25 protein-coding genes are annotated in these 23,110 nt (G+C 58.0%); 14 read left to right on the plus strand and 11 right to left on the minus strand.

Going from position 1 to position 23,110, the window contains the following annotated elements:
• Positions 1 to 28: 28 nt before the first annotated feature.
• The 5 genes from ACR0BU_RS09070 to ACR0BU_RS09090 are packed head-to-tail and all read left to right on the plus strand — an operon-like array spanning position 29 to position 5,312.
• Positions 29 to 412 carry a nuclear transport factor 2 family protein gene (locus ACR0BU_RS09070; RefSeq protein ID WP_299075977.1) on the plus strand — a complete coding sequence of 128 codons (384 nt, stop codon included), beginning with the start codon at positions 29 to 31 and terminating at the stop codon, positions 410 to 412.
• 49 nt (positions 413 to 461) lie between these two features.
• Complete coding sequence (locus tag ACR0BU_RS09075; RefSeq protein WP_480736909.1) at positions 462 to 3,257, plus strand: [protein-PII] uridylyltransferase family protein; 2,796 nt, start codon at positions 462 to 464, stop codon at positions 3,255 to 3,257.
• Positions 3,241 to 3,519, plus strand: coding sequence for a hypothetical protein (locus tag ACR0BU_RS09080; RefSeq protein WP_480736910.1), 279 nt, complete (start codon positions 3,241 to 3,243; stop codon positions 3,517 to 3,519). The genes ACR0BU_RS09075 and ACR0BU_RS09080 overlap by 17 nt, the downstream gene beginning before the upstream one ends.
• Positions 3,520 to 3,558: 39 nt before the next feature.
• Positions 3,559 to 4,767, plus strand: a complete 1,209-nt coding sequence (locus tag ACR0BU_RS09085; RefSeq protein ID WP_480736911.1) for an RSP_2647 family RNA methyltransferase — start codon at positions 3,559 to 3,561, stop codon at positions 4,765 to 4,767.
• Complete coding sequence (locus ACR0BU_RS09090) at positions 4,764 to 5,312, plus strand: RSP_2648 family PIN domain-containing protein (RefSeq protein WP_480736912.1); 549 nt, start codon at positions 4,764 to 4,766, stop codon at positions 5,310 to 5,312. Before ACR0BU_RS09085 ends, ACR0BU_RS09090 begins: the two co-directional genes overlap by 4 nt.
• A 63-nt stretch (positions 5,313 to 5,375) precedes the next feature.
• Here ACR0BU_RS09090 and ACR0BU_RS09095 read toward each other — a convergent pair whose 3' ends face one another.
• The 7 genes from ACR0BU_RS09095 to ACR0BU_RS09125 all read right to left on the minus strand — a co-directional run bounded on the left by ACR0BU_RS09095 (position 5,376) and on the right by ACR0BU_RS09125 (position 11,019).
• On the minus strand, positions 5,376 to 6,062 hold the full coding sequence (locus ACR0BU_RS09095; RefSeq protein WP_298935988.1) for a M48 family metallopeptidase: 687 nt from the start codon (positions 6,060 to 6,062) through the stop codon (positions 5,376 to 5,378).
• A 119-nt stretch (positions 6,063 to 6,181) separates the two neighbouring features.
• Positions 6,182 to 6,775 (minus strand): NAD(P)H-dependent oxidoreductase, encoded by a 594-nt coding sequence (locus ACR0BU_RS09100; protein WP_480736914.1) that lies wholly within the window; start codon positions 6,773 to 6,775, stop codon positions 6,182 to 6,184.
• 114 nt (positions 6,776 to 6,889) lie between these two features.
• Complete coding sequence (locus ACR0BU_RS09105; RefSeq protein WP_480736915.1) at positions 6,890 to 8,074, minus strand: vWA domain-containing protein; 1,185 nt, start codon at positions 8,072 to 8,074, stop codon at positions 6,890 to 6,892.
• 4 nt (positions 8,075 to 8,078) lie between these two features.
• The gene (locus tag ACR0BU_RS09110) at positions 8,079 to 8,249 is read right to left on the minus strand and encodes a hypothetical protein (protein ID WP_298935985.1); all 171 of its coding nucleotides are present in this window, start codon (positions 8,247 to 8,249) and stop codon (positions 8,079 to 8,081) included.
• Positions 8,250 to 8,265: 16 nt separating this feature from the next.
• The gene (locus ACR0BU_RS09115) at positions 8,266 to 9,624 is read right to left on the minus strand and encodes a DUF2927 domain-containing protein (protein WP_298935983.1); all 1,359 of its coding nucleotides are present in this window, start codon (positions 9,622 to 9,624) and stop codon (positions 8,266 to 8,268) included.
• Positions 9,621 to 10,010: a GNAT family N-acetyltransferase gene (locus tag ACR0BU_RS09120; RefSeq protein WP_299887586.1), complete on the minus strand. Its 390-nt coding sequence runs from the start codon at positions 10,008 to 10,010 to the stop codon at positions 9,621 to 9,623. The genes ACR0BU_RS09115 and ACR0BU_RS09120 overlap by 4 nt, the downstream gene beginning before the upstream one ends.
• Before the next feature lie 163 nt (positions 10,011 to 10,173).
• Positions 10,174 to 11,019, minus strand: coding sequence for an AAA family ATPase (locus ACR0BU_RS09125; RefSeq protein ID WP_298935982.1), 846 nt, complete (start codon positions 11,017 to 11,019; stop codon positions 10,174 to 10,176).
• A 384-nt stretch (positions 11,020 to 11,403) separates the two neighbouring features.
• On the opposite strand from ACR0BU_RS09125, the gene dksA reads away from it, so the two are divergent.
• On the plus strand, positions 11,404 to 11,826 hold the full coding sequence (gene dksA / locus ACR0BU_RS09130; RefSeq protein WP_120632936.1) for an RNA polymerase-binding protein DksA: 423 nt from the start codon (positions 11,404 to 11,406) through the stop codon (positions 11,824 to 11,826).
• A 72-nt stretch (positions 11,827 to 11,898) separates the two neighbouring features.
• Positions 11,899 to 13,047, plus strand: a complete 1,149-nt coding sequence (locus ACR0BU_RS09135; RefSeq protein WP_480736917.1) for an FAD-dependent monooxygenase — start codon at positions 11,899 to 11,901, stop codon at positions 13,045 to 13,047.
• Between the two features lie 4 nt (positions 13,048 to 13,051).
• On the opposite strand, the gene xth is transcribed toward ACR0BU_RS09135, so the two are convergent.
• Both xth and ACR0BU_RS09145 read right to left on the minus strand, forming a co-directional pair.
• Positions 13,052 to 13,831 (minus strand): exodeoxyribonuclease III, encoded by a 780-nt coding sequence (xth, locus tag ACR0BU_RS09140; RefSeq protein WP_480736918.1) that lies wholly within the window; start codon positions 13,829 to 13,831, stop codon positions 13,052 to 13,054.
• Positions 13,832 to 14,114: 283 nt separating this feature from the next.
• Complete coding sequence (locus ACR0BU_RS09145) at positions 14,115 to 14,438, minus strand: HesB/IscA family protein (RefSeq protein WP_120632998.1); 324 nt, start codon at positions 14,436 to 14,438, stop codon at positions 14,115 to 14,117.
• Positions 14,439 to 14,514: 76 nt separating this feature from the next.
• On the opposite strand from ACR0BU_RS09145, the gene ACR0BU_RS09150 reads away from it, so the two are divergent.
• Entirely contained in the window at positions 14,515 to 15,657 is a 1,143-nt protein-coding gene (locus ACR0BU_RS09150; protein ID WP_480736920.1) for a deoxyguanosinetriphosphate triphosphohydrolase, read from the plus strand.
• Here ACR0BU_RS09150 and ACR0BU_RS09155 read toward each other — a convergent pair whose 3' ends face one another.
• The gene (locus ACR0BU_RS09155; RefSeq protein ID WP_480736921.1) at positions 15,658 to 16,209 is read right to left on the minus strand and encodes a putative pterin-binding protein; all 552 of its coding nucleotides are present in this window, start codon (positions 16,207 to 16,209) and stop codon (positions 15,658 to 15,660) included.
• A 133-nt stretch (positions 16,210 to 16,342) separates the two neighbouring features.
• On the opposite strand from ACR0BU_RS09155, the gene argS reads away from it, so the two are divergent.
• The 6 genes from argS (at position 16,343) to ACR0BU_RS09185 (ending at position 21,984) form a co-directional block, all read left to right on the plus strand.
• Complete coding sequence (gene argS / locus ACR0BU_RS09160) at positions 16,343 to 18,088, plus strand: arginine--tRNA ligase (RefSeq protein WP_480736922.1); 1,746 nt, start codon at positions 16,343 to 16,345, stop codon at positions 18,086 to 18,088.
• A gap of 39 nt (positions 18,089 to 18,127) precedes the next feature.
• A complete protein-coding gene (locus ACR0BU_RS09165; protein ID WP_480736924.1) occupies positions 18,128 to 19,240 on the plus strand; it encodes an SPOR domain-containing protein in 1,113 nt (370 codons plus the stop codon).
• Positions 19,237 to 20,244: a beta-N-acetylhexosaminidase gene (gene nagZ / locus ACR0BU_RS09170; RefSeq protein WP_480736925.1), complete on the plus strand. Its 1,008-nt coding sequence runs from the start codon at positions 19,237 to 19,239 to the stop codon at positions 20,242 to 20,244. The genes ACR0BU_RS09165 and nagZ overlap by 4 nt, the downstream gene beginning before the upstream one ends.
• Positions 20,234 to 21,022 carry a segregation and condensation protein A gene (locus ACR0BU_RS09175; RefSeq protein WP_480736927.1) on the plus strand — a complete coding sequence of 263 codons (789 nt, stop codon included), beginning with the start codon at positions 20,234 to 20,236 and terminating at the stop codon, positions 21,020 to 21,022. The genes nagZ and ACR0BU_RS09175 overlap by 11 nt, the downstream gene beginning before the upstream one ends.
• Positions 21,019 to 21,675 (plus strand): SMC-Scp complex subunit ScpB, encoded by a 657-nt coding sequence (gene scpB / locus ACR0BU_RS09180; RefSeq protein WP_480736928.1) that lies wholly within the window; start codon positions 21,019 to 21,021, stop codon positions 21,673 to 21,675. The genes ACR0BU_RS09175 and scpB overlap by 4 nt, the downstream gene beginning before the upstream one ends.
• Positions 21,676 to 21,741: 66 nt before the next feature.
• Complete coding sequence (locus ACR0BU_RS09185) at positions 21,742 to 21,984, plus strand: hypothetical protein (protein ID WP_298935969.1); 243 nt, start codon at positions 21,742 to 21,744, stop codon at positions 21,982 to 21,984.
• 3 nt (positions 21,985 to 21,987) lie between these two features.
• Here ACR0BU_RS09185 and ACR0BU_RS09190 read toward each other — a convergent pair whose 3' ends face one another.
• Complete coding sequence (locus ACR0BU_RS09190; RefSeq protein ID WP_300066705.1) at positions 21,988 to 23,067, minus strand: 2'-deoxycytidine 5'-triphosphate deaminase; 1,080 nt, start codon at positions 23,065 to 23,067, stop codon at positions 21,988 to 21,990.
• Positions 23,068 to 23,110 lie beyond the last annotated feature (43 nt).

Consider the following 23,110-nt stretch of genomic DNA (forward strand, 5'->3'; position numbering starts at 1 on the left):
GGATCACGCGCAGTTTGCAGGTATGAGTATGACTGAAAACAAGGCCGCCCCGACGGTTGACGCGATCCTTGATCTGGAAAAGCAGGTCTGGGCCGCGCTGGTCTCGGGCAACGCGCAGGCAGATCGAGCTTTGCTGAGCCCGGATTTTCTGGGGGTCTATCCTTCTGGATTCGCCAACAGGGATGATCACGTTGGCCAATTCGCCGATGCGCCTACCATGGCGACATTCGAGCTGAGCGAGGCCAAGCTGATGGTTTTGACGCCAGACATTGTCCTGCTGTCTTATCGTGCCGATTACCAAAGGCCGGATGCCGATAGGTGGGAGACGATGTTGATTTCTTCGCTCTGGGAACGGCGGCACGAGGTTTGGGTAAACAGTTTCAGTCAGGACACGCCACTGGAGACAACCTGAGGGGTTTGCCCCATTGACGACCCGACACGGCAATGCGCAGGTTGCGCTTATGACTGATGTTCTTACCATCTCCCGCCTGCCGCGCGCTTTTGATCCAGCTCTGGGGGATGAAACCCGTGCATTGGTGCCGGAGTTGTCTGCTGAACATGGCGAGTTGATTGCAGGGACGGCCGGATCAAGCCCGTACCTGAAGGGCCTGATCGAAATTGAGAAGCCATGGCTGCCTCAGGCGTTGCAGCACCCGGATCAGGCGATGACAGATGTGATGGCCGCCGCGCGGGCCTTGCCGCCAGATCAGCTAAAGCCGGGTTTGAGGAAAGCCAAACGCCGCATGGCCTTGCTGACTGCCCTTGCAGATATTGCCGGGGCTTGGCCCTTGGAAAAGGTCACGTCAGCGCTCACGGATTTTGGTGCATTGGCGGCGGATGTCGCGGCCAAAGCTGAAATCGCGACCCTGGTGCGGCGCGGCAAGCTACCGGGGATGACAGAAGACGACGTCCAATCGGCCGCTGGAATGGTCATCCTGGCGATGGGTAAAATGGGCGCGCATGAGCTGAACTATAGCTCGGACATCGACCTGATCGTATTGTTCGATGAGACGCGCTTTGATCCCGATGATTTCTACGACGCTCGGCAAGGCATGGTGCGGGCCACGCGCAATTTCTGCTCAACGTTAAGCGAAAAGACAGCCGATGGCTATGTGTTCCGCACCGATCTTAGGTTACGCCCGGATCCTGCTGTCACACCGGTCTGCATGGCGATGGAGGCGGCCGAGCGATATTACGAAAGCCTTGGTCGCACGTGGGAACGTGCCGCCTACATCAAGGCACGCGCCTGCGCAGGCGATATAGCAGCCGGAGAGCGGTTTCTGGATGGCCTGCGCCCCTTTGTTTGGCGGCGCCATCTGGACTTTGCGGCCATTCAGGACGCCCATGACATGCGCCTGCGTATCCGAGAGAACAAAGGGACCGGCGGGGCATTGTCGATCCCGGGCCATGATATGAAACTGGGGCAAGGCGGCATCCGCGAGATTGAGTTTTTCACCCAGACACGCCAGCTGATCGCCGGAGGGCGCGATCCTGATCTGCGGGTGCGGGGTACTGTGCCGGGCCTTGCTGCGCTGGCCTCAAAAGGATGGGTGCCAACGGACGTCGCAGATAAACTGACCGACCATTACCGCGCCCATCGCGACGTCGAGCACCGTATTCAGATGGTGCATGATGCCCAGACCCATAAGGTGCCTCAATCCCCGGACGGGATCGAACGCGTTGCCTGCCTGATGGGGATCAACAGTGCGGCGTTGACCTCGGATCTGACTCGACGCCTGATTGAAGTTCATGAATTGACCGAAGGTTTTTTTGCGCCGGGTCAATCAGCGGGCTCAGTTCAAGTGCAAGAGGTCGCATTCGACAAGAGCATTCTGGCCCGCTGGACCACCTATCCGGCGTTGCGCTCACAACGGGGGCGGCGCATTTTTGAACGCCTCAAACCGGAACTCCTGTCGCGGCTTGCGAAATCCGCGCAGCCGGATGAGGCGTTGCTGGCTTTGGATGGGTTTCTCGCAGGGCTGCCAGCAGGTGTGCAGCTGTTTTCGCTGTTCGAAGCCAATCCGCAGTTGATCGACTTGCTGATCGATATCGTCGGGACCTCTCATGCATTGGCCACGCATTTGTCCCGCAACGCCGCTGTTTTTGATGCGGTGATCGGCGGAAGCTTTTTTGCCGACTGGCCCGGGCAGGCGGCGTTGCAGGCAGAGCTGGCAGGTGCCTTGGCTGAAGAAACTGACTACGAAACGCAGTTGGATTTTGCCCGTCGCTGGTGCAAGGAATGGCATTTCCGGATCGGTGTGCATCACCTGCGTGGGTTGATCGATGGGGCGCAGGCGGGTCGCCATTACGCCGAATTGGCGCAGGCGGTTATCGCGGCGATCCTGCCCCACGTGGCCGCAAGTTTTGCTCAAAAACATGGGCCTGCACCGGGACGCGGGGCCGCAGTCCTGGGAATGGGCTCAATCGGGGCAGGGCGGATTAACTCGCAATCTGATCTGGACATGATCGTGATCTATGACCCGCAGGATCAGGACATGTCCGACGGTCCACGACCGCTTGCAACGCGCACATACTACGCCCGTTTCACGCAGGCCCTGATTACGGCATTGTCTGCGCCGATGTCGCAAGGGCGTCTTTATGAGGTCGACATGCGCTTGCGCCCGTCAGGTAATCAGGGGCCAGTCGCGACCAGTTGGGCCAGTTTTACCAACTATCAGCAAAAAGATGCATGGGTTTGGGAACATCTCGCTCTGACACGTGCCCGTGTGGTGGCTGGGGATGCCGGCCTGGCGGAAGATATCGAAACGTTTCGCGCTGACTTTCTGTCCAGTTCGCGCAACCGCGATCAGGTCCTTCATGAAGTGGCCGAGATGCGCGCGCGCCTGGCAGCGGCAAAATCACCTGCGGGGATCTGGGATGCCAAGAACGGGCCGGGTCGCTTGTTGGACATCGAATTGATGGCCGAAACCGGGGCGCTGTTATCAGGCAGCCCGCAACGCGATGTGCATACCGGACTAGACGGGGCGGTCGCTGCAGGCTTGTTGGATGTCGCGCAGGCACAAACGCTGAAAGACAGCTATGACTTATGCTGGTCGGTGCAATGTGCGGCGCGGCTGCTTTCGGGCAAGGTCATCGAGGCTGACAAAATCGGTGACGGCGGTACGGCGTTTCTGTGCCGCGCCACCGGTTATGAACAGGTCGAACAGCTGCAATCCGCATTGCAGGACAGTTACATCACCGCCGCCGGTCTGATCGGCAGCGTGATCAAGGAGGGCGAAGATGGCGCGCAGCACTGATCCGAACGATCCCAAAGGGCTGATCCGCGAGGCTTATCGCATCGATGGCATCGCTTTGCCCGAATGCCGCAGCATCTTTCTGGATTGGGCTTTGAGCTTACCGGATAATCTGGATCAGAAACAGGCGCTGACCGATCTGCACGCCGCTTATTACGCGCAGGATTCTGAACACCCGATGACACAGGTGCTGGCCGAAGGGTTGCAAACTGCCCAAGCCCCGAAACGGCGTGGCGGATGGCGCGCCCGTGACCGAGAGACATAGGGGCTTTTCCATCAGCGCCTTCGCGACTATGAGGGCGTCATGACGCAAAATGCCGTGACAGACCGCCCTCGTATCCGCCTGAAACCCAAAGCCAACGCGCGCGGCCTGCGCCATGGCTTCCCATGGATTTATGCCAACGACATCGTAACCGACCGCCGCACCCGCAAGATCGCCGCCGGGGCACTGGCTGTTCTCGAGGATGACAAACGCACGCCCATCGCTTTGGTTGCGGTTAACCCGGAGTCAAAGATCATGTGCCGGGTCTTGGACCGTGATATCGACGCGCAATTGACGGTCGACTGGTTCGAAACCCGTTTAAGCCGCGCCTTGGCCTTGCGCGCGCGCCTGTTTGACACGCCTTATTACCGGCTGGTCCATGCCGAAGCAGATGGCTTTCCTGGCGTGATCATCGATCGGTTCGGCGATGCCTGCGTGATCCAGCCCAACGCCGCCTGGGCCGAGGCACATCTGGACGTTTTGATCGATGCTTTGGTCAAAGTTACTGGTGTGACAACTGTGCTCAAGAGCGCCTCCGGCCGTACGCGCGGTCTGGAAGGTCTAGACGACCTGAGCTTGACCCTGCGCGGCGCAGCACCCGATGCACCTCTGCCCGTGCCGATGAACGGCGCGACCTATATGGCAGACCTGACCGGGGGGCAAAAAACCGGCCTGTTCTATGATCAGCGCCCGAACCATGCCTTCGCCGCAGGGTTGGTCCATTCCGGCGCGCATGTGCTGGACATGTTCAGCCATGTCGGCGGTTTTGGTTTGGCGATGCTGGCAGGTGGCGCAAAGCACGCCTTGTGCGTAGACGGGTCCGCCCCGGCATTAGAACTTGCAACGCAGGGTGCCGACGCTTCCGGGTTTGCTGGCCGGTTCCAAACCCGACGAGGCGACGCTTTCGACGTTTTGACCCAGTTGGGCGAAGAGGGGGCGCAGTTCGATGTCGTCATCTGCGATCCACCAGCCTTTGCACCGTCAAGACAAGCGCTGGATGCCGGATTGCGGGCCTATGAACGCATTGCCCGCTTGGCCGCGCCACTGGTTAAACCGGGCGGCTACCTCGGCCTGTGCTCTTGCTCGCACGCCGCAGACCTTGGACGGTTCCGCGATGCCTCATCTCGTGGCATTGGCCGTGCCGGGCGACAGGCGCAATTGATCCACACAGGCTTTGCCGGGCCAGATCATCCGCAACTGCCACAACTGGCCGAAAGCGGGTATCTCAAAGCGGTGTTCTACCGGTTGTGAAGGCGGTTCTGGATACCTGCATCATCTACCCGACGGTGATGCGTGAGATGTTGTTGGGTGCGGCTCAACTGGGCCACTTTACCCCAATCTGGTCTGCACGGATCCTCGAAGAATGGGCGCGTGCCGCCCGAAAGCTGGGCCCTGAGGGTGAGATGCAGGCGCGGGCCGAAATCGCACTGACACAAGCACAATGGCCTAACGCCGAACAAGGCGCTGCTCCGGGGCTCGAACAACGGCTGTGGTTGCCGGACGCCGCTGACATCCATGTTCTGGCCACCGCCATCGCCAGTTCTGCGGATGTGATCGTCACCGTCAACGCAAAAGACTTTCCCAAAAACATCCTGGCCGAGGAAGGTCTGGAACGACACGATCCCGACAGCCTCTTACTGGGGTTCTGGCTCACTGATCCTGAGGGCCTCGAACAGGTCGCAAGCCGTGTGCTGGCCGAGGCCAATCGGCTTTCCGGAGCGCAATGGGCCTTACGGCCTCTGATGAAAAAAGCCCGCCTGCCGCGTCTGGGGAAAGCGCTCAGCCAAAATCCTTAATCCCTTCATCTGGCTAGAAATATCCCGGAGAGCGCGAGAGGCTGGCCTCTCGCTGCCGGTCGATCAGCCACGCCCCCAACGCTGCTCAAGCGTCTCAAGCGCTGCAATACGCTCATCCGTCTTCGGGTGGCTCATCAACCACGCAGGCACCACGCCCGAGCGTTGTTCGGTCAGCGCTTCAAGCTTATGAAACAGGGACTTCTGCGGCCCGATCCCAATCCCGGCCTTGGTCAGCAGGGCGGCCGCATACTCATCCGCCTCATACTCATCCGCACGGGACAGGCGCGACGCCAGTAGGCTCGTCAGCGCATTGGCAATGATGGCACCAATAAAGGGAATGAACCGGTTCAGAACCATCATCAGCGCTGTACGCATGGCATTTTGCCCGGAAAAATCGATCATCCGACGCCGGGCATGGCCGAGTGCCACATGACCCAACTCATGCGCAATGACGCTGGCCATTTCTTCTGCTGAAACCTCACCATTCCGGAACTTGCGATAGAACCCACGCGTGATGAATATCCGCCCATCCGGTGCAGCCAATCCGTTCACAGGATCGATCTCATAAATATAGACGGGAACACGGTCCACATCCAACGCCGCCGCCAGCCGGTCTGTCAGGCGTTTTAGTGCAGGGTCAGCCAGCTCTGTCGATTTTGCATCCAACTCGCGATGCGTGCGCCAGACAGAAATCCGGTACATCACAACGGCATAGGCAATGGCCAGCAGGATCGGCGTTAAGCGGAGCATGGGTTAGATATGGGATTTCAACCGCGCAAGAGCAAATGTAAAGTTGCATTCTGGCCGGAGAACGCCTCCAAATTCAACTTAGATCAGGCTAACTCTTTGATTTTGAACAACAGCGAAGCCTAGTCCTGCCGGGGTGACGGCAGGGTTGATCCGATGTCATAGCTTCGCTCCAAAAGCGCTTGCCGCCGTTTTGCTGATCCGGTCGACCCGTGGAGCACTTCGATCTTACGGGGCGAAAGGCCAAAATAGCCGAACGTTCCTTTGGTCCAAGCGGTCTCAAGTGCATGATGATATCCGGCGGCTTCCATTTCGTCTGAACGCGCCCCGGCAGGGATCAGCAACACCCCGGATCGAGGTTTTTGCAGTGACTTTTCCGTATCCTGCAACTGGTCGTAGGCCCAGCCCCACGTCCAAACCCGATCCACCCAGCCTTTCATCATTGAGGGCATACCCCACCAGAACAAAGGAAACACAAGGCAGATGGCATCGGCACGAGCGATCCGCTTTTGCTCGGCTGCGATGTCCGGCGGCGGCGTTGAGCTTGCATCCCCTTCAATATCCGCCATAGACCAGCGCGGATCAAAACCTTCGGTATGTAGATCGGCAAGCTCGACGGTGTGGCCAGCTGTTGTGGCACCTTTCATGAATTGTGCAGCGCTGGCCGCCGTAAACGAGTTCGGGTCCGGATGATCCAGAATTGTCAGTACGTGCAAGGGTAAGCTCTACGTTGTTGTCAAATGAACTTTGGTCACTGTGGAGGCTCAACGTAGCTTGAGGTCAAGAGGAGATGTTCGCCGTGTATTCGGCAATAAACTGGTTAGAGACTACTACCGTGTCAGCTCTCGCATTCCTTGCTCAAGCCCCGCCAATGTCATCGGGACCATCCGATCCTCGAAAAGTTCTCGGATCATGCCGATGGAATGGGTGTATTCCCAGTATTTCTCGGGCAACGGGTTGATCCACAGGTTTGAAGCCCACTGTTCGCGTGCGCGCTGCAACCAGACCTGACCGGCCTCCTGGTTCCAGTGCTCATTGGCGCCACCGGGATAGGCAATCTCATAGGGGCTCATCGAGGCGTCGCCGACGAAGATGCATTTATAGTCCGGCCCATAAGTGCGCAGAATTTCGTGGGTAGGCGTTTGCTGATCCCAGCGACGGCGATTGTCGCGCCAGACCCCTTCATAAAGGCAGTTGTGGAAGTAGAAATACTCCAGATGCTTGAACTCGGTGCGGGCAGCGGAAAACAGTTCCTCGACCACCTTGATATGCGGGTCCATGGATCCGCCCACGTCCAGAAACAGCAGCACTTTGACAGCGTTGTGACGTTCGGGCCGGGTTTTGACATCCAGATATCCATGCTCGGCCGTGGCGCGGATGGTGCCGTCCAGATCCAGTTCCTCGGCTGCACCTTCGCGCGCCCAACGGCGCAAGCGTTTCAGGGCGACTTTGATGTTGCGCGTGCCCAGTTCAACTGTGTCATCTAAGTTCTTGAATTCGCGCTTGTCCCAGACTTTCACAGCGCGCTGGTGACGGCTTTCTTTCTGACCGATCCGCACGCCTTCGGGGTTATAGCCATACGCCCCGAACGGAGAGGTGCCAGCGGTGCCGATCCACTTGTTGCCGCCCTGATGGCGGCCCTGTTGATCCTTGAGCCTTTCGCGCAAAGTGTCCATCAACTTGTCAAATCCGCCAAGGGCGTCGATCTCGGCCTTTTCTTCTTCTGACAGGTGCTTTTCGGCCATTTTGGCCAACCATTCGGCGGGGATATCAACCGCATCAAGCACCTGATCGAAAGTGATCTCGTTCAGGCCTTCGAAACTGGCGGCAAAGGCGCGGTCGAACTTGTCGATATTGCGCTCATCCTTCACCATCGAGACGCGCGCCAAGTAGTAGAACGCTTCGACATCATAGGTTGCCAAACCCTTTTTCATGCCTTCAAGAAACGTCAGATATTCCCGCAAAGAAACGGGAATGGCTGCTTTTCGGAGGTTCTCAAAAAAGGGCAGGAACATCGCGCTAAACCACCAACCGGACCAGCACCATCGAGATTATGAGACCGGCAAGCGCAAAAGCGATTCCAAACCCGGCGGCATATTGCGCCATATCAGCCGCGTTTCCATTGCGTTTTCGCGCAGTCAATGCGCCCAGGATTGCACCTAATAACGCCATTCCGAGAACTACTAACATGGCTGTGTCATCCGCCTCAGTTGCTGTTGGAAGGTCTGACTGTCGCGTCCTGCAATAGGGATTGAACCACCAGATCCGAGCCAAAGCCGTATCGCGCCCATCCCAGACTGTCCAGCCTGACTGCGCGTGCCTGTTCCGGCTTTCCGGCCTGTTTGAGGGCTTCGGATTTCAACAACAGTAGCGTGGCAAGAATTGAGGCGTTTTCGGCCCGCGTCATGACGTTGATGGCCTGATCAAGCTGGGGCAGAGCACTGGGGCCCTGATCCTGCGCCAACGCAAAAGCTGCAGTCTGGGTGGTTACATGGGCACGGTGGACCTCGGTTCCCGGCGTTTCGCGCAGGAATTGCAGGGCAATCTGGAACTGGCGCTGCGCCTCTTGCGGGTCGTTGAACTGCATCATGCGCCCCATCAGATAGTGCGGATACGCCCGGCGGTGATCGGTCCAGCCCAGCTGCTGACCGATTTGGGCGGCCTTTCGGGCCGCCCGCATTTGTCTGGGTGAGCTGGATCCCGGGCCCAGCGATTTCTGAATCGCATCAATCCATTCGCGCGGTGTGTCCGAAATCGGCTGCGCGGGCAGCCTGTCGCCGCGCGGGTTCAGGCGACTCAGAACACCGGGAATGACAGCAGCGACCTGGTCGCGGGTCATTCCGGTTTGCAGCTCGGGGGCATAAGCTGCTCGCAGGATCAACATGTCAAAGCCGGTCAGAACGGTATGGATGTTGTCGTCGTTGAACACCGAGTCCGGCAGGTGATAAAGGTCATTCAACGGCCCCAGCGCTTGCGCCAGCTCTTCATGCAGGCAGTCGCGCATCTCTTGCGGGCTGACATCATAGGGGATAAAGATACCGATCCGTTCGCGGCTGCGCAGCTCGGTCCAGCTGCTTTTGGCCTTACGTCGATCGCGGCTGTATTCCTCAAAGCTCGAAGCGTTGGGTACAACGAAACAGGCTGCATTCGGCAGGATACGATGGATCTGCCTCTGGCTGACCGCCTCGATTGTAATATTCGCCTGACCCTCGTTGATCTGCCGAATGTCGAGCCTTGCCTCGCGGCGCAGTCGTTCAAGCAACTGGCCAAGGTCGCGCCGCATACTGGCGGTTGACGCGCCGGTCAACCGCACCGTGATCGGCATTTCGAACCGGGTGAAAACAGGCAGTTGCGCACCGCTTTCCAGTTCGAAATGCAAGGATACAAAGTCAGCGGCAATGTTCTTGTTGGATCGTGCGGGCGGGGCAGGTCGGGGGGCGGGGAAGGTTTTTGTCGGGGGCAGCGAGGCCTCGATAACCTTGACCTCAGCCGGCAACTCGATCGTCTCAACAGACGTGCAACCGCATAGTGCCACTGCCAGAACAAGAGCGCCCCACCGGATCATGAGCGGTTGTACTTAACAAACGGTGTCAGTGTTCCGATGCGATCATAAAGCTGACGCGCCGTATGATTGAACTCTTGTGTCAGCCAATAAACGGATGGAGCGCCTTTTCGATCTGCTTGGTCATAGACCGCCTGTATCAGGGCGCGGCCGACACCTGTCCCCCGGGTCTCGGGTCGGGCGTACAGGTCCTGAAGATAGCAAACCTGTTCCACTTTCCAGGCATGTCGGTGAAACAGAAAATGCGTCAGGCCAACAAGTTTGCGATCTTGCTCGGCGACGAAACAGGAAAAGTCTTGCGGGTCGTCGCCAATCAACCGCGAAAAGGTCGTGGCATAGATCGCTTCAGGAACGGTGGTTTCGTAGAAGGCGAGGTAGTCCCGCCACATCTCGGCCCATGCGTCCCTGTCTTCGGTGCGCAGGGCGCGAATTTTTACTGCGTGGGCCACGGGACACGTCCTGTTTTGTGTGTTCGAGCCGAACACAATCTTTCTGATGCTGACATCCGGTCTGCGCCAAGGCAAGCCGCGATCACCAGATGTTCAAGCGGGTTCAGCCTTTGCGGCGTGCCATAAAGGCTAGACGCTCAAAAAGATGCACATCCTGCTCATTCTTCAGCAAGGCACCATGCAGTTTTGGCAACGCGTTGACTCCGTCGCGCTTGAGGTCCTCGGCAGTCAGGTCTTCGGCCAGTAGCAGCTTCAACCAGTCCAGAACCTCGGATGTCGACGGTTTCTTCTTCAGCCCCTGAGTCTCACGAATTTCATAAAACTGCGTCAGCGCGGTTGTTAACAGCGCATCTTTGATGCCGGGGTGATGCACCTCGACGATCCGGCGCATCGTGGCGTCATCGGGAAAGCGAATGTAGTGAAAAAAACAGCGGCGCAGAAACGCGTCCGGCAGTTCTTTTTCATTGTTCGACGTAATAATCACGATCGGACGGTTTTTGGCCCGGACAGTCGCGCCGGTCTCATAGACGTGGAACTCCATCTTATCGAGTTCCTGCAACAGGTCGTTGGGGAATTCGATATCGGCCTTGTCGATCTCATCAATCAGCAGAACCACCTTTTCATCCGCCTCGAACGCCTGCCACAGCTTTCCCTTGCGGATGTAGTTCGACACGTCATGCACGCGTTCTTCACCCAACTGGCTGTCGCGCAACCGGCTGACCGCATCATATTCATATAGGCCCTGCTGCGCACGGGTGGTGGATTTGACGTTCCACTCGATCATTTTCAGCCGCAACGCACCGGCCACTTGTCTGGCCAGCTCGGTTTTACCGGTGCCCGGTTCCCCCTTGACCAGCAATGGGCGTTCCAACGTCACAGCGGCATTTACAGCGATGGTCAGGTCGTCGGTGGCAACATATTCAGCTGTGCCTTGGAAACGTGCGGTCATGGGCCCCTCGTGTGGTTATGCGCGATGAACGAGCAAGAGTGTGGTGTCCGGGTTACAGAGGGGCAACGTTTTTGACAACCCAGGCCCCTGCGTCGGATGAAGCGAATTTTTACAACAAGTCCAATCTGTTTGGTTTGATTCGGTGAGAATCCGCTCATGCAGCACATGAAAATTGCCTTGAAATCGCCTGCTGAATTTCACAGAAAAACAAGGTTTTGTTGTTTTAAGTCTCATATTTAGACAGGCCCGACTAACGGCGTATCGGTGCGACGTTTGTGTAGTGACATTCTTACGCGCGTCGGATAAACGCTGCGCAGAAGGGGGTGCCAAATGTCAGGTGAAACGACCGCGACCGACGTTTCTGGCCATACCAAGGGAGCCAATATGAAGCAGGAAGTTTTTCTGCCGGAAGATTATCGCCCGGCCGAAGATGAACCGTTCATGAATGATCGACAGCTTGAGTATTTTCGTCGCAAGCTGCTCGATTGGAAGACTGAACTTTTAGCAGGCAGCCGCGACACGATCGAAGGATTGCAGGACAATACCCGCAACATTCCCGATGTAGCTGACCGCGCAAGCGAAGAGACCGACCGTGCGCTGGAGCTGCGTACGCGGGATCGTCAACGCAAGCTTGTGTCCAAGATTGATTCCGCATTGCGTCGGATCGACGAGGGTGAGTATGGGTATTGCGAAAAAACAGGTGATCCTATCTCGCTGAAGCGTCTGGATGCTCGTCCGATCGCGACCATGACGCTTGAGGCACAGGAACGCCATGAACGCCGCGAGAAAGTCCACCGCGACGATTGATCGCTCGGATTTGGCGAAGCAAATACGCCGGGGCTTATGGCTCCGGCGTTTTTTGTGCGATAAGTCTGCCTTATGAATGTTGAAAATCTGAAAGTCGGCGTTGTTGGCGCCGGAATTGGCGGCTTGGCGGCTGCGATTGTGTTGCGTCAAAAGGGTGCCGATGTTGTCGTTCTGGAACAGGCGCCTGAAATCGCTGAAGTCGGGGCTGGTTTGCAGATCAGTGCAAACGGCCTGACCGTTCTCAAGGCGTTGGGTGTTCTCGGCGACGGTCCTGATATGGGGCAACGGTCCTACGGTACGATCCTGCGCGACTACAAATCCGGGCGCTTTATCAGCCGGATCGGAGAGCCCGCTGCCGGTCCGACATACTACTACCACCGGGCGGATCTGATTGACCTGCTGCTCAAATCCGCAGGTGAGGTTGGTGTTGAGGTTCGCCTTGGCAGTAAAGTTCAGGAAATCAATGAACACCCTGAAAGAGCCGAAATACTATTGGCCACTGGGGATATCCTGCCGGTGGATTTTGTGGTTGCAGCAGATGGTGGCCGCAGCGCGATCCGCCCCATCCTGAACGGAGAGGAAATCCTTGGTTTCACCAACCAAGTGGCGTGGCGTGCGACGATACCGTGGGATCGCGTGTCGAAACTGCCCAAAGCGCATCTGACCATGGGGCCCGGGCGCCACGTGGTAACCTATCCGCTGCGCGATCAGAGCCTTCTCAATATCGTTGCCATCGAAGAGAGGTCGGATTGGCAAGGCGAAGGCTGGCGTTTGAAAGGCGATCCGAACGATCTACGCGCACGGTTTTCGGATTTTGGCGGCAAAGTGAACGACGTATTGCAGGAGGTTCAGGATACTTATCTCTGGGCTTTGTTCCTGCGTCCGGTCGCGCGAAAATGGCAGAACGGGCGCGTCGCTCTGCTTGGGGATGCGGCGCATCCGACGTTGCCGTTCATGGCCCAGGGCGCATGCCTTGCGCTTGAGGATGCATGGATTTTGGCGCGGTCTTTTGAAGGCAACGATGTTGCCGATGCATTGAGCGCCTATGAGGCCGCACGCACAGCACGGGCTCGGAAGGTTGTCGAATTGGCCTCAGCCAATGCGCGAAACTTTCACTTGCGCGGACCCGCGCGCATTGCAGCCCAAATGGCTCTGACGGCGTTCGGAGGTCGATTGGGGCGCCGATACGACTGGATCTACAGCTACGACGCAACCGCCTGAGCGATCACAGATCGAGATTGACCCAGACGGGAACATGATCTGAGGGTTTCTCATGCCCTCGAACCTCAGCGTCGATCTGACAATCCCGCATGAGGTCTGCGGCCTGCGGAGTCAGCAGGAAATGATCGATGCGAATACCGTCATTCTTGTTCCATGCACCCGCCTGGTAGTCCCAGAAAGAATAGTGACCAGGCCCGTTGGTACGCGCCCGGAAGGCTTCGGTGAACCCCAGGTTTAAAATCATGCGAAACGCCGCGCGGCTTTCGGGCCGGAACAACGCATCCTCACGCCACGCATCCGGGCGTTTGGCGTCCTCGGCTTGCGGAATGATATTGTAGTCGCCAGCCATCAAAGCTGCGTCTTCGCTGGCCAGCAAGTCGCGCGCCCGGTCGTACAGGCGTTCCATCCATGCCAGTTTATACTCGTATTTTGGTCCAGGCACAGGGTTGCCATTTGGCAGATACAACCCACAAATTCGCAAAGCTTGCTTGCCAATGACCGTCGCCTCGATCCAGCGCGCCTGTTCATCTTCGTCATCACCGGGAAGGCCGCGCGTGACATCCTCGAGCGGGAACTTCGACAAGATCGCCACACCGTTAAAGCTTTTCTGCCCGTGGGTTTCGACATTGTACCCGCGCTCTTCGAACAGCTCGCGGGGGAAGTTCTCGTCAATCGACTTGATTTCCTGCAGCAGAACGACGTCGGGCTGCGCATCATCCAACCAGCGCGGCAGAGCCTCGGCCCGCGCCTTGATGCCATTGATGTTGAATGTGGCGATTTTCATGCGCAATCCTCCGAAACACTATGGCAACCTATCGCCCAGATTAGAACCAACGGCAAGTTGCTAGGCGATGTTGCGAGGCTCTGCCTCGCGCTCCGGGATACTTTTGGCCAGATGAAGAAACGCATTCTTAACCAATTTATTTGACCAAGTGTATGCGGTACAGGCGGGGACGCCGATGACCGTGCCAGGTGAAGCTCTCCGGCGTAACGGTCGGAGAGCAGACCCCTGCTTCATCTGGCTGAAAATATCCTGGGGGTTTGGGGGCAAAGCCCCCAATTGGCGATCACATGGAAAAGGATGTGCCGCAGCCGCAGGATGAGGTGGCATTGGGATTGTTGATCACAAAGCGCGCGCCGATCAGTTCCTGGGTGAAATCGATGACGGCGTTTTCGAGAAATGGCAGCGAAATCGAATCTACGATCACCTTCTGACCTTTGCCTTCCAGCACAAGGTCATCCTCTTTCGGCTCATCCAGCGCGATTTCGTATTGAAATCCGGAACACCCGCCGCCTTCCACTGCGACGCGCAGGGCCTGACCCTGATCCGCTGCGCCGATTTCGGCAAGGCGTTCAAAGGCGCGTTCTGTGACTGATGGGGGCAGATTCATGCCGGACTCCAAAGGTTTCTTTCCTCTACGCTCTACAATATAGAAAGTGCAAGGACAGGCGACAAGGACAAGACCATTGGAGCGAGCAGGTTTTGCCTCTGATCCAGGCCGCGCAAGGGGGCGGCTTGTACCAGAGGAAGAAAGCAGTTTCCGGACATGCTTTCAGCGCGACCGGGACCGGATCATCCATGCAAGTGCCTTCCGACGGCTCAAACACAAAACGCAGGTGTTTGTGGAACATGAAGGCGATAACTACCGCACGCGGCTGACCCATTCGATCGAAGTGGCGCAGGTGGCGCGTACGATTGCGGGTGCGTTGGGGCTGAACCCCGAATTGACCGAAGCGGTTGCCTTGGCGCATGACCTTGGGCACACACCATTTGGCCACACTGGTGAAGATGCGTTGCACGCGCTGATGGCGCCCTATGGCGGGTTCGACCACAATGCCCAAGCCATTCGAATCGTGACCAAACTGGAACGTCACTATGCCGGTTTCGATGGCTGTAATCTGACTTGGGAGTGCCTTGAGGGTATTGCCAAACACAACGGCCCGGTGCTGGGTGAACTGCCTTGGGCCCTGGCGGAGTTCAATGAACACTTTGATCTGGAATTGCACACGCATGCCAGTGCTGAGGCGCAGGTCGCGGCGTTGTCAGATGACGTCGCCTATAACAACCACGATCTGCTGGACGGGCTGAGGGCTGGGCTGTTCTCGGATGACGATATCCGGCAATTGCCTATTGTTGGGGATTGTTATGCTGAAGTGGACCTAAAATACCCCGGTTTAGAAGCTTACCGCCGCCGTCACGAGGCGTTGCGCCGCGTGTTCGGCGTTATGGTGGCTGACGTTATCGACACATCGAGTGATTTGCTTGTCGGTTCAGGTGCGCAAACGGTCGAAGAAATTCGTAACATTGGCTACCCGGTGATCCGGTTTTCCAATGACCTTTGGGTGCAACTGAAGGAAATCAGGGCCTTTTTGTTCACGCGGATGTACCGGGCGCCCAGCGTCATGACCGTTCGGGACGAGGTGAGCAAAGTCGTCGAAGATCTATTTCCCATCTACCTCAGCGACCCCAAACAAATGCCTGCGCGGTGGCATAGCGATATTGAGGCGGCAGGTAGTGAGACGGCGCTGGCGCGAATTGTCTCGGACTATATTGCGGGTATGACGGATCGCTTCGCGTTGCAGGATCATGCGCGGCTTATTGGGGGCTGATCACTCAACCCCGATATAGGCTAGTGCCCACACCTGTTGCCCGGATTGTTCTTGCGCAAGACCGGCGTCATCAGTGGGTGGAAAAACAATCATTGTCGGACCGTAGCCACCGATTCCCATAGGCGCACCATCCGCATGGGTTGCGACAATCGGTTGATGTGCAGTGATGCTGTCCCATGGAATCTCCGCCTGATAGCCGTCCATGGCCATAGGCATGGCCGTTGTGCCCTCGGCCCCTGCCACTTTCATAACTTCTGAAAGGTGTGGGCCGGAAAAGGCGATGTCGCGTTGGTTGCCTTCTGGGCCATAGGTGATTGTGATCTCGACTTGCTCAAGCTGATCCAGCATCGCGGCGTCAAACCCCGCGCCGCCGTTATGCTGGACTTCAAGATATCCAAGCAATCCGCCATCATTTTCGTCGCGCGCGGGCAGGTTTGTCTGGGTCACGGCGCCGCCCAGCGTTAACAACACGTGGCCTTGCGGGGCGGGCATTTCAGCCCATACCGGTGTCGCAGCGGTCAGCAGTAGGCTTAGCGGCAGTGTAAGGCGCATGGATCGATCTCCGGTTCCTGAGTTTATGCCGAGATTAGCGAGCTTTGACGCGAAACCAAGCCCAAACCGATCGCTTGCATTGACCTTGCCGCCTTGCGTGGTAAACCGCCCGGCAAGCAAAAGGACATCCGAAATGAACCTGTTTTCCGAGATCCGCGGCCTGGTGCTGGACGCGCTGGCACAGATGCAGTCCGAAGGCGCTCTGCCCGAAGGGCTTAGCTTTGACAACGTGGCGGTCGAACCGCCGCGTGACGCGGCACATGGAGACATGGCGACAAATGCGGCGATGGTGTTGGCGAAGCCTGCCAAGATGAAGCCGCGCGACATTGCCGATCTGTTGGCCGGGAAACTAGCGGCGGATGACCGGATCACCAGCGCCGAAGTGGCAGGGCCCGGCTTTCTGAACCTGCGGCTTGCGCCATCGGTTTGGCAAGGCGTTCTTGCCGCGGTGTTGGAACAAGGCACGGATTATGGTCGCTCGACCATGGGGCATGGGCAAAAGGTCAACGTGGAATACGTTTCGGCCAACCCTACCGGTCCCTTACATGTAGGTCATACGCGGGGTGCTGTGTTTGGCGATGCGCTGGCAAGCCTTCTGGCCTATTCGGGCCATGACGTGACACGCGAATACTACATCAACGACGGCGGCGCACAGGTGGATGTGTTGGCACGGTCAGCGTATGAGCGGTACCGCGAAGCCAACGGTCTAAGCCCCGAGATTGCCGAAGGGCTCTATCCCGGCGACTACCTGATCCCGATCGGTGAGGCGTTGAAAGAGAAATATGGCAACAGCCTGGTCGACAAGCCCGAAAGCGACTGGCTGGAAGATCTGCGTGAGTTCTCAACCGAGGCGATGATGGACCTAATCCGCGCCGATCTGAAGGCGCTGGGTGTCGAGATGGACGTGTTCTTCTCGGAAAAGTCGCTCTATGGCACGGGCCGGATCGAGGCTGCGCTGAAGTCACTGACCGACAAGGGGCTGATCTATGAAGGCGTGCTGGAGCCACCCAAAGGCAAAAAGCCCGAGGATTGGGAGCCGCGCGAGCAGACACTGTTCAAATCGACTGAACACGGCGACGACGTAGACCGCCCGGTCAAGAAGTCAGATGGCAGCTGGACCTATTTCGCCCCGGATATCGCCTATCACTACGACAAGGTGAGCCGTGGGTTTGACGCGCTGATCGATGTGTTCGGTGCGGACCATGGTGGCTATGTCAAACGGATGAAGGCGGCTGTGTCAGCCCTGTCCGATGGTCAGGTATCGCTGGATATCAAGCTGACCCAGTTGGTGAAACTGTGGAAGAACGGCGAGCCGTTCAAGATGTCGAAACGGGCAGGGAACTTTGTCACCCTCCGCGATGTGGTCGATCAGGTCGGGCCGGATGTGACGCGTTTTGTCATGCTGACCCGTAAGAACGACGCGCCGCTGGATTTCGATTTCGACAAGGTGCTGGAGCAGAGCCGCGAGAACCCGGTGTTCTACGTGCAATATGCCCATGCCCGGGTCATGAGCGTGCTGCGTCGCGCGGCTGTGGCTGGGATAGACGCGGAGGATACCACACTTAAAGGCGCCGACTTTGGCAAGATTGATCACGCGTCTGAGCTAACTGTCGCCAAGAAACTGGCCGAATGGCCACGGCTGGTCGAGATCGCCGCGCGCACTAATGAACCGCACCGCGTTGCCTTCTATCTGTATGAACTTGCAGGGGATTTCCATGCATTGTGGAATAAGGGCAACGAAGAAACCCAATTGCGCTTCATTCAGGATGGCGATGTGGCCACAAGTCAGTCAAAAATCGCACTGGCCCGCTCCGTTTCTGTTGTGATTTCAGCGGGCTTGGGTATTCTTGGCGTTACTCCGGCGCAGGAGATGCGGTAACCAATACCGCCCGAACCGCCGGCCTGAGGCAGACAAGAAATGACCCGCGCACCGTTTTTTAAGGCGCAACCGGGCAGTGAGGCGGATATGTCGAGTTACGATTACTCGGGGCAAGCGCGCCCCGAGCAGATGCAATACACGAATCAAGCGTATTCTGACGATGCGTATGGTTATCCCGAAGGTATGCAGGATTATGAGGCCCCGCGCGGCGCAGCCGGGCTGGCACGCGCTATTAATATGTTGGGCGCCGTTGCCTCGCTGGCGCTGGTCGCAGGTGTTGCGGTTTGGGGATACCAACTGGTGATGCGCGATGTCAGCGGGGTGCCCGTTGTGCGCGCGGCGGAAGGGCCGATGCGCATTCAACCCGAAAACCCGGGTGGAACACCCGCCGATCATCAAGGTCTTGCAGTTAACGCGGTCGCCGCGGAAGGGTCGGCCGCGGCCCCGGCGGATCGTTTGATCCTCGCGCCGCGCCCGGTCTCTCTCACAGATGAAGATTTGCCAGCGGGTGAATTGAAGCCGACGCCCGCGCTGCATGTTGTTGAGGAGCCGATTTCCAACAATGAGGCTGCCGAATTGCGCCAGAATGCCGTGGATGCTCTGGTTGCAGAGCTGGCTGGACAAGCCAATGCATCTGGTCACCCGGCAGAGCAAGGGGTTCAACTGGCCGCACTGGTAACACCCGAAGAAGAGCCGGCCATTGATCCGGCGGATCTGGCCGCATCGCTCCCTGATCCAGCTATTGCAGCGCTGCCGGGCGTGCGGCGGTCCTTGCGACCACATAACCGTCCGGCCCGTGCGCTCAGCGGCAGCGTGTCGCCAAGCGAAAGTTCTGAAGACGCGATCAACGCAGCCGTCAAAGCCGCTGCTGGTCTGGATGTCGATCCCGACACCCTGAGCAAGGGCACACGCATGGCGCAGCTCGGCGCGTATGAAAGCGCGGAAGTTGCAAAGGCGGAATGGGCGCGGTTTGACGGTAGATTTGGTGAATATATGGATGGAAAACAGCGCGTTATTCAGCAAACTTCAAGTGGCGGCCGCACCTTCTACCGACTGCGCGTGCTTGGGTTCGAAGACCTGAGCGACTCGCGCCAATTCTGTGCCGCTCTGGTTGCCCAAGGCGCTGATTGCATCCCGGTGGCCGTACGGTGACATTCGGTGCCACGATCACCGATGCCGAGGGTCTGCGTCTAAATCCGGAAGAACGGGCCTTGTTCCGCCAGATGAACCCGTTCGGGTTTATCCTGTTTACTCGCAATATCGAAAGCGCGGATCAGGTGCGGGCCTTGTGCGACGACTTCCGCGAGGCGGTCGGGCGCAATTGCCCGATCACCATTGATCAGGAAGGCGGACGGGTACAGCGCCTGCGCGCACCTTTAGCGCGCGAATGGAGACCGCCGCTGGATCATGCCAGGCAGGCTGGGGATGAAGCCGAGAGGGCCATGTACCTGCGGTATCGTCTGATAGCGGATGAACTTTTTTCTCTGGGGATCGACAGCAATTGCGCCCCAATGGTGGATATCGCTCAGCCGGAAACACATGCGTTTTTGCGCAACCGCTGTTACGGGTCAGATGCCAAGGCCGCCTCCCGGATTGGCCGCTCCGTCGCGCAAGGGCATCTGGATGGCGGCGTCTTGCCGGTTGTAAAGCACATCCCGGGCCACGGCCGCGCGACGTTGGACAGTCACCATGATCTGCCACATGTGAATCTGTCGCTGGATGAGCTGGAGCACAATGATTTCGCCCCGTTTCGCGCGCTGAATGATCTACCAATGGGTATGACGGCGCATTTGGTATACGATCAGATCGACCCGCAGCCAGCGACGATATCTGCCCCGATGATGAACTTGATCCGCGATAAGATCGGGTTCGATGGTCTGGTGATGACCGATGACATCTCGATGAAAGCGCTCAGCGGATCACTGTCCGAGCTGGCAGGGCTGTCGTTGCAGGCGGGGTGTGATCTGGTGCTTCATTGTAACGGAACATTGTCCGAACGCTCCGAAGTCATGGAGGCCGCTGGTCAAATGACCGACACGGCGCAATCCCGCGCGGAACGGGCTTTGGCTATGCGCAAAGCCCCTCAGGAACTTGACATACAGGCCGCCGAGGCGGAACTATCCCGCCTAATGGGCGGGCAGGTGTATGAACGATAACCTTTTCAGTGAAGACCCGGTCTCGGTTGCGGATCGGCTTGCAGCCGAGGCGCTGATTGTCGATGTGGACGGGTTCGAAGGCCCGCTTGATGTGCTGCTGACATTGTCACGGACGCAAAAGGTTGATCTGCGCAAGATTTCGGTTCTTGCCCTGGCTCAGCAGTATTTGGCCTTTGTTGAAAAGGCCCGTGCGTTGCGGATTGAATTGGCAGCGGATTATCTGGTGATGGCAGCATGGCTTGCCTTCCTGAAATCGCGCTTGTTGCTGCCGCCTGACCTGGATGACGAAGGTCCATCTGGCGAAGAACTGGCCGCACATCTGGCATTTCAACTGGAACGTCTGCAGGCCATGCGCGATGCGGCGGCGCGCCTGATGGCGCGCGATCAACTGGGGCGAGATTTCTTCCGGCGCGGGCAGGGCGAAGATGTCACCCGCATCCGTACAGTAACGTATTCTGCCACGTTGTTGGACCTGATGCAGGGCTATGCCCGCATTCGCACGCGCGATGAATTCCGACCCTTTGTTATGGACCGTGACGCGGTGTTCACGATGGAACAGGCGCTGGAACGGATGCGCCCGCTGATCGGATTCGCCGGAACCTGGACTGATATGGAAACCTATCTGCCCGAGGGCTGGGATGCTGATCCGGTGCGCAAGCGCTCGGCCACTGCGGCGACGTTTGCAGCCTCGCTGGAGTTGGTGAAAGAAGGACATATGGAGATGAAGCAAAGCGAGAGCTTTGCGCCGATCCAACTGCGCAAGAGGACCGAGACTTGACTGACGCCCCCAAAGACGATGGCACCGGCACCCTGTTCGAGGCGCCTCCGCTGGCTGAGCAGGAGCGTATGGTCGAGGCTGTGTTATTTGCCAGTGCTGAACCCGTGACGATTGCCGATCTCGAAGTACGGATGCCTCATGGCAGCGACGCGGCGCAAGCGGTGGAAGTTCTGCAAAAGCGCTATGAAGGGCGCGGTGTGCGTGTGGTCAAGGTGGGTGAGGCCTGGGCCATTCGAACCGCCCCCGACCTGGGGTTCCTGATGCAAAAGGAAACCGCTGAAACCCGCAAGCTTAGCCGGGCCGCGATCGAAACTTTGGCTATTGTAGCCTATCATCAGCCCTGTACCCGGGCCGAAATCGAAGAGATCCGGGGCGTGTCGGTGTCGCGTGGAACCATTGATCAACTCCTTGAAATGGAGTGGATTCGTCTGGGCCGCCGTCGCATGACACCGGGCCGTCCGGTGACGTTTGTGGTTACCCCGCAATTTCTGGACCATTTCGGGTTGGAAAACGCGCGTGATTTGCCGGGTCTCAAGGAATTGCGTGCCGCTGGACTGCTGGAAAACCGGCCGCCTCCGGGCGCGATGCCCATTGGCGAGGGAAGCGACGACGAAGCGGACGAGGATCAAACCGAACTGTTCGAAGAAGAGTGATCGCACGGCCCTTTTGTTGCCGTACAGATCGCTTATGTTGTGGGTCAGGGAACCGGAGTTGAACAGATGAACGCAAATCGGATCATCGACATGATCGTGCGACAGGTGGTACGCCGCCTAGTCACACGGGGTGTGGACAAAGGGTTTGATCTGGCTGATCGGACCACCCGTAAACCTGGCCAGACATCCGCGCCACCCAGTGATCCTGAAGCCAAGCGCCAAATGGCAGACAGCTCAGGGCGGCAAAAACAGAACATGAAACAGGTGCAGCAACTGACACGTCAGATGCGACGATTCATGAGGTTCTGAAGATCAGCCTGGAGCTTTGAAGTGTTTAGACAGCTTCAAACCCTGGCCTTGATAGTTTGAGGCAATGCCGGCACCGTATAGCTGCGTTGGCATTTCGGCCATGCGTTCATAAACCAGCCTGCCAACAACTTGCCCGTGCTCCAGCACAAAGGGCGCTTCGTGACAGCGTACTTCCAGCACGCCGCGCGATCCTGCGCCACCTGCTTCGGCATGGCCAAAACCGGGATCAAAGAAGCCTGCATAGTGCACGCGAAACTCGCCAACCATCGCCAGATAGGGGGCCATTTCGGCTGCATACAAGGGTGGGATATGCACGGCTTCGCGGCTGACAAGGATGTAGAAAGCACCGGGGTCCAGGATGATACGCCCGTCCTTGGTGCGCACTTCTTCCCAGTAATCCTGCGGATCATATCCACCGATGCGATCCAGATCGATCACGCCTGTATGTGGTTTGGCGCGGTATCCAACCAGATCGGTGCCCGGCAATTGCAGGTCTACCGAAAACCCTAACCCGTCTTGAATCACGGCGGGTCCGTCCACCAAGGGCGAGTCTGCATGTAGTGTATTCAGCTCATCATCTGACAAAACGGCCTGACCCTGACGGAACCGGATCTGGTTCAGCCGCATGCCGGGCCGCACCAGCACCGAGAAGGAACGCGGACATATCTCAGCATATAGCGGGCCGGTGTATCCTGAGGGCACCCGGTCAAACTCGGTGCCGCCATCGGTGATCGTGCGGGTCAGCAAGTCCAATCGACCGGTCGAGCTTTTGGCATTGGCCACAGCATTTGTGCCGGATGGAAGCGCGAGCGACTCCATAAGCGGCACAAGATAGACGCAGCCCTTTTCCAGAACGGCCCCGCCGCTGATATCGATGCGATGCATCTCAAACTCTGTCAGGCGATCTGCAACCGTTCGGCCCTCGCCAGCCAGGAACGAGGCGCGCACCCGGTAAGCCACTGTTCCCAAACGAAGGTCAAGGCTGGCCGGCTGAATTTGCGCAGGCAAAACGTCTGGGCTGGCCGAGATTTCGCCACGCCCGATCATTGCTTCGATCTGCTGGTTAGGGCACACGCCTGTCATTCTATTCCCCTCTGCGACAGAGGAGGATCTGGCCTGTCTGCCA

It is taken from the genome of Ruegeria sp. CK2 (genome assembly GCF_056536585.1).